Origin of the sequence: Salinibacter sp. (assembly GCF_042218895.1) — a bacterium.
In the GTDB taxonomy this organism is placed as follows: Bacteria; Bacteroidota; Rhodothermia; order Rhodothermales; family Salinibacteraceae; genus Salinibacter.
The window spans coordinates 15,415-20,932 of the sequence record NZ_JBDGQQ010000050.1 but is presented as its reverse complement, the minus strand read 5'-3'; the positions used below and the strand labels follow the sequence as shown (position 1 = coordinate 20,932).

The following is a 5,518-nucleotide window of genomic DNA, read 5'->3' as shown; positions in this document are numbered from 1 at the left end:
CGGCGACGCTCCTGGTCGTGACGACGCTTCCGGCCGCGACGACGTCTCCGAGGAGACGGCCCAGCAGGACGGGAAGCAGGTCAACGAGGAGGCCTTTTCGGGGGACGACGACCGCTCCTGGGCCGACCGGGTCCGCGCCTCCGAGGCCCCGCCCTCGGGCGAGCGAGGCGACGAGGACCCACGGGAGTCGTACTTCACCGACGAGCACCGCCGCGCCCGCGGGGCCGAGCAGGTCGAGGAGGGCATCCGGGACTTTGCCTACGACGTCAACGAGGGGGCGGCGGGCACCGACTGGACCCCCTCCGAGCGGGAGGCACACAAGACGGCGTCGATGTTTGCGCTGCTCGTGGGCAAGGTGGCCGAGGACATGAGCTACCAGCGAGCCCCCGGGGACGAGTTCTGGGACCCGCGCAAGATCATGCGCCGGCAGATCGACAACCGGCCCCTGTCTCACTGCAAGATGGACTACACGAAGCGCCGGCTGGCGCTGCTGGTCGACACCTCCCCGTCCTGCCGGGACGAGGCGGTGTTCTACTCGAAGATCGCCTCCGGCGCCATGTTGCGCGACGACATCGACATCTTCCTCTGCCCGAACGGGCGGATCGACGCCAAATTCGACCCGGAGCCGATGCGCTTCGTGACCGACGACCGGGGCGCGGACTGGGACCTGGGCGGGCGAACGGTGCTCTACTTTACCGACTGGGACGGGACGGACGAGATTGTGGCCCACTCGCGGGCCTGCAACCTGTACTGGTTCGACAACTGCCCGCCCGGCGACTACTGGAACAGCAGCAAGGAGCGCCACCGGCGGGTGCGCCTGCGGTACCGCGGGCACCACTTCCACTGCCCCGACTCGGAGGTCTTCCGGCGGCTCGCCCGCAAGATCCGTCCCTGACGACCAAACCCCCACGACCGCCGCCATGGACGCCGACTACCAGACGAGACACCGCCACGGGAACACCTTGTTTGCACTGCCCCGCCCGGAGCTGAAGCGGCGGCTCCGACATCTTGCCGCGGAGGACGGGTGGCGCCTCGCGTGCCGCCGGCGGGAGGACGCCCGCCTCGGGGTGAGCAGCGCCGAGATCATCTACCTCAACGCCGGGCCGGCGGCGCCGGGCCGGGTCGTGGCGGTCCGTCGGCACGACGAGGCCCGCATGACGGGGCACGCGTCGCTCGCGTCGGAACCCGCTGCGATGCCGGCCCCGCGGTCCGCCGAGGCCTTGATCGCCTTCGCCGAGAAGGCGAAGAACGGGGGGAACTACCCGGCCGCCAACGCCGCCTTTGCGCTCGTCCTGGACACCTGCCTCCCGCGTGCCGAGTGCTCGCTGTCGATCCGGGAGCCTGCGACTGCGCCGACCGGAGAGATGACCGACGGGTACTACGACCTCGCCTACGTCCGGGCCGGCGAGCAGGAAACCTGCATCCCGGTGCCCAAGCTTCAGGGGGAGGTCGCGTACTGGTTCGCGGCGCACGCCGACCGGCGCGAGCCGAGGGCGCACAACCGGACCCCGTCCGGCGCCGGGCCGACCCTGGAGGACTTGAAGGCGATGGTCGGCCCCGAGACGGTTCAGAGCGCCGTCGCGGCGGTGCTCCGCGCCGACCCGTCCAGCGAGCGCTCGGGGGCGCAGAGCGGCTGAGGGCTCAGGCCTCCAGGATTCAGGCCTGAGGACATATTTGAGGAGAGCACTCCCAGGGAAGGCGCCGCGCAGACACGGTGCCACCTGGGAGTACGCCACCGAGAGGGAGGCACTGAGCGACAGGCGGGGACCTCGGCCCCGACCGCTACAGGATCCGCTACAGGATCACGAGGGCCCCGACGAGCCCGATCAGCGTGATGAAAAGCACGTAGTCGTCGAAGTTGGAGGCGTCGTGGGTCAGCTTGGCGCGGGCGGTGTTCATGGCCTTGGATCGTGTTTTTTGCCGGTGCGAGTGAAGCGGGGGAGCCGGTAGGCCCCCTCCGTCTCGTGCGGGGGCTTAGACGCGCCCCGGCCCGGCCCGATTCGGGGGGCTCGACGAACCGTCGCCACTGGGCGATGAGTCGCCGGGCAGGGCGTTCCCGGACGGAGGAGCGTCCCCAAGTGGGGGGCGTTCCCAGGCGGAAGGGCGTCCCCGAACGGAGAGGGGGGGCCGTCGGGCAGCGGCCGGCCGCCCCGGCCGGAGGGGAAGCGTTCGGGCGGGGCCCGGCTACAGCGGCGTCAGGATGCGCAGGTGCGGCTCCCAGGGCCCCCCGGCGCTGGGGCCCGCGTCGAAGCGACGCGAGAGGCCGAGCTCGAGGCGGACCGGAACGTGGCCGAGCGGCCGACCCGCCACGCCCAGCCCGCCGCTCACCGAGGCGCGCCGCTCCCCAATGGGCGGGCCAGGCCCTCTTTCAATCCGGTACTGGGCCTGCCCGAGGCCGTAGCCGTAGAGGGCGTCGATGATCACCGGCACCATCACCGACCCGGCATCGACGTACCCGAGCGGCCAGGTGAGCTTGGCGCCGAGGCGCAGGTAGGTGCCGGGGCCGGGCCGGGCGGCGGCCAGGTCCTGGTAGCCGCGGGGCACAAACGACTGGGCGTCGAAGAGGGCGCCCCGGCTCTGGGTCAGGAAGGCCGCGCTCGTGCGCAGCCCAACATTTGCCGACGAGAGCAGCGGCCAGTAGGCGTTGGTCTGGTGGATCAGCGCCCGGCTCGGCGTGGCAGGCGCGGAGGTGGCGACGTCCGCCTCCACGCGGGTCGCCGAGACCAGTCCGGTGTTCGGGACCAGGTCGCGGACGTTCTGCTGCAGGCGGTACCGGGCCACCAGGCGCGGGCGGAGCGTGAGGCGGCCCGCGAAGCCCCCCTCCGGCTCGCCGGCGGCCGTGAGGGGCCGGGTCTGCCGGAACTGAGCCTCCAGCCCCGCGGTCACGCTGGTAACGTAGACGTTCCTCTCGGCCAGGAGGGTCTGGCGGGCTGAGAGGCCGAGCCCTCGCTCCTCGTAGGCCGCGAGACGGGCGGGCCCGCCCTCCGGCGTGGCCGTCGCCTCGAAGGGCCGGGCAAAGGCCCGCGCCCGAGGCGTGCCCGGCAGGAGGCCCGTCTCCACCGTGGCCTCCCCCCAGAGCCGACCGGCCCGGTAGAAGCCCTCCAGGGCGTAGGCCCAGGTCCGAAGCGGGTCTGCCCCCGAGAGCCGAGCGCCGATTCCGGGGCGAAGATCCTCCCCCGCCGCGGCCGCACCGGCCTCCTCCAGGGCGCCCGGGAGCACGGGGCGAACCGACCGGGGAGCGAGGTGGCGCCACGCCCGGTAGGGCCGGGCCCCCTCGCGGAGCGCGGCGGTCCCCAGATCCGGCCGGCCCTCCGTTCCCGACGAGGTCCCGCCCGTCGTGCCGGGCGGGGCGGAGGAGCCCGCCCCCGCGGCCGCCAGCCCCTCGGGGGCCCAGCGGCGCTCGATGTCGGCCGCCGGCCGCCCCTCGCCCGGGCGAAAGGGCATCCGCACGAGCTCGAACCGCTCGTGGCGGTAGCGCACGAAGGCCAGGGTCCGCCCGTCTGGCGAGAGGGCCGGTTCGAGTGCCCCGTACCGCACGGTCGTCAGGCGCTGAACGTCACCGTCCCGGGTATCGAGAGCGTAGACGTTCGCGGTGCCCGACGGGTCGGCGGCAAAGAGCAGGTAGCGCCCCTCCGGCCCCCAGCTCATGTCGTAGATGGTCCCCTCCTCGAACCGAAGCCAGGGCTCGAGCGCGCTCGGGCCCGCCGAGAAGTGGTAGAGGCCCTGCCGGCCGCCATCGTTGGCCAGGACCGCGACCGTGTCGCCGCTCGGGGAGGGGGCGACCTGCTTGTAGCGGAGGCCCGGCCGGCCGGCTCGCAGGGCCGCGCTGTCCCCGCGAAGCACCACCAGGGTGCTGAACGATCCGTCCCGCCGGGCGGCCCAGACCGGCCCGCCCGCCTGCGGGGCCGGGGCAAACACCCCTCCGGCCGTCGACACCCGCTCCGCCTCGCCGGTGCGCAGGTCCAGCCGGTGCGCCCTGTAGACGGTCTTCCGCCGTACGATGGCGTCGTAGTGGGGACGGGCAAAGTGGAGGGCCGTCGTGTCCGGTCCCAGGGCGTAGCCATGCCCCTGCGTGACACTCTGGTGGCCGATCGCCTCCCGCTCGCCGCTGGCGGCGTCGATCCGGTAGAAGCCCGGCCGCGTGGCGTAGCCGGCGACGTAGGCGACGAGGGTCGAGTCGCTCAGCCAGTACGGACGGCGGACGGAAAGCCCGTCGCTGCCGGCGACGACCGCCGGATCGGTCACGTCCCGAAGCGCGTCGAGGCGGCGGCGCTCCTCTCGGCGCTCCTCCTGGAGGAACGAGCCGCTGATCTGGGCGGGCGTGTCGCCGGTGCCCATCCAGAGGGCCGCCCCGAAGCCGAGGAACGGCAGGCGGTGGGCCCACCGGGTGGTGCGCCGGAAGAAGTCGGTGCTTCCCCGCCGTTCGGCCATGTGCTCGATCAGCTGCCCCCCGCCGAGGTAGTGCCGCCCTGAGGGCCGCTCGTACGGGCTCGGGTACATCAGCTCCCCGACGCTCCACGGATCGTCGGAGGTGAGCGAGGCGCGGTACTTCATCGCCGGGAGCGGCGCGTTGAGCCGCCCGGCGTCCGGGTCGATCTGGCTCTCGCGGTAGACGGCGATGCCCTCCACCCACCCCGGGGGCGCGATGCTGTGCAGCGCCCGGGACGCGTCCTCGGAAAACAGCCCGAGCAGCCCGCCGACGCCGACCCCGGAGTCGATCTCGAGGTGCATGGCGTGGGTCAGCTCGTGGGGCGCAACCGTCTGGGCCCAGCTGTCGAGCTTGGCGCCGAACAGGCCGGTCGCGCCCACGGGGTGGGCCGTGAACAACTTCATCCGGAAATTCCGCGCCGTCACGTATCCGTTCGGCCGGTCGGCCCGCGGGTCCACGATTACGGGCAGTCGGAAGTCTTCGCCTGCAGTCGTCCCCACGACCGAGCGGGTCGCCTCGAAGCGGCCCTCCAGGGCGCGCCGGAAGAGGGCGGCGGTGGTGTCGGCCCCGACCGGGTAGAGAAGCCGAAAGTGCTCGGTCTGAGCGGCCCGGTAATCGAGGGGCGGCCGGTACTGGGCGCTGTAGTTGATCTGTGCCCGGGCAGGCGCGGCCCCGAGCGCCAGTGCGCCGGCGAGCAGAAGCACGACCAGGATCGGGGGGGCGGCCTGAGTTGCCGGCGGCGCGCCCCCTCGCGGGCCCGGGGAGGCCTGCCTCCCCGACGAGACCAGGGCGCGGGAGGGAGTGGCGAGATCTCCGGGCGGACGAGCGGTCGAAGGGAAAGGCATGCCGGCGTTCAGGAGAGTGCTGCTTGTCTCTGTGCCGCGCCCACGAGGACGGGAGCCCATCTTACAGTAGCGCCGCCGTCTCGTTGGGATACGGCCTTCCTGGGGCTGCGGCCGACTGGCACCTCCGCCCCATCTGACCGCTCCTGCGGCGCCTTCTTTCTTCCCAGCGCCCGCCGGGGGCAGTGCCCGGCCTACAGGCGGCGCGCTGTTTCGGGGGCGGGTTGTTTCGGGGCGTCATGTCGTT

The 5,518-nt window shown here is 73.1% G+C and carries 2 protein-coding genes and 1 pseudogene; 2 read left to right on the top strand and 1 reads right to left on the bottom strand.

The window, feature by feature from the left end; all coding sequences use genetic code 11:
- Positions 1-895, top strand: a pseudogene (locus ABEL04_RS05485) (hypothetical protein); the annotation flags it as partial.
- Positions 896-920: 25 nt separating this feature from the next.
- The gene (locus ABEL04_RS05480; RefSeq protein WP_375801379.1) at positions 921-1,637 is read left to right on the top strand and encodes a hypothetical protein; all 717 of its coding nucleotides are present in this window, start codon (positions 921-923) and stop codon (positions 1,635-1,637) included.
- A gap of 547 nt (positions 1,638-2,184) precedes the next feature.
- Here ABEL04_RS05480 and ABEL04_RS05475 read toward each other — a convergent pair.
- On the bottom strand, positions 2,185-5,274 hold the full coding sequence (locus ABEL04_RS05475) for a TolB family protein (RefSeq protein WP_375801378.1): 3,090 nt from the start codon (positions 5,272-5,274) through the stop codon (positions 2,185-2,187).
- Between the last annotated feature and the right edge of the window lie 244 nt (positions 5,275-5,518).

Coding starts and splice junctions, on each gene's coding strand:
- ABEL04_RS05480 (WP_375801379.1), top strand. CDS start 921: ATGGACGCCGACTACCAGACGAGACACCGCCACGGGAACACCTTGTTT.
- ABEL04_RS05475 (WP_375801378.1), bottom strand. CDS start 5,274: ATGCCTTTCCCTTCGACCGCTCGTCCGCCCGGAGATCTCGCCACTCCC.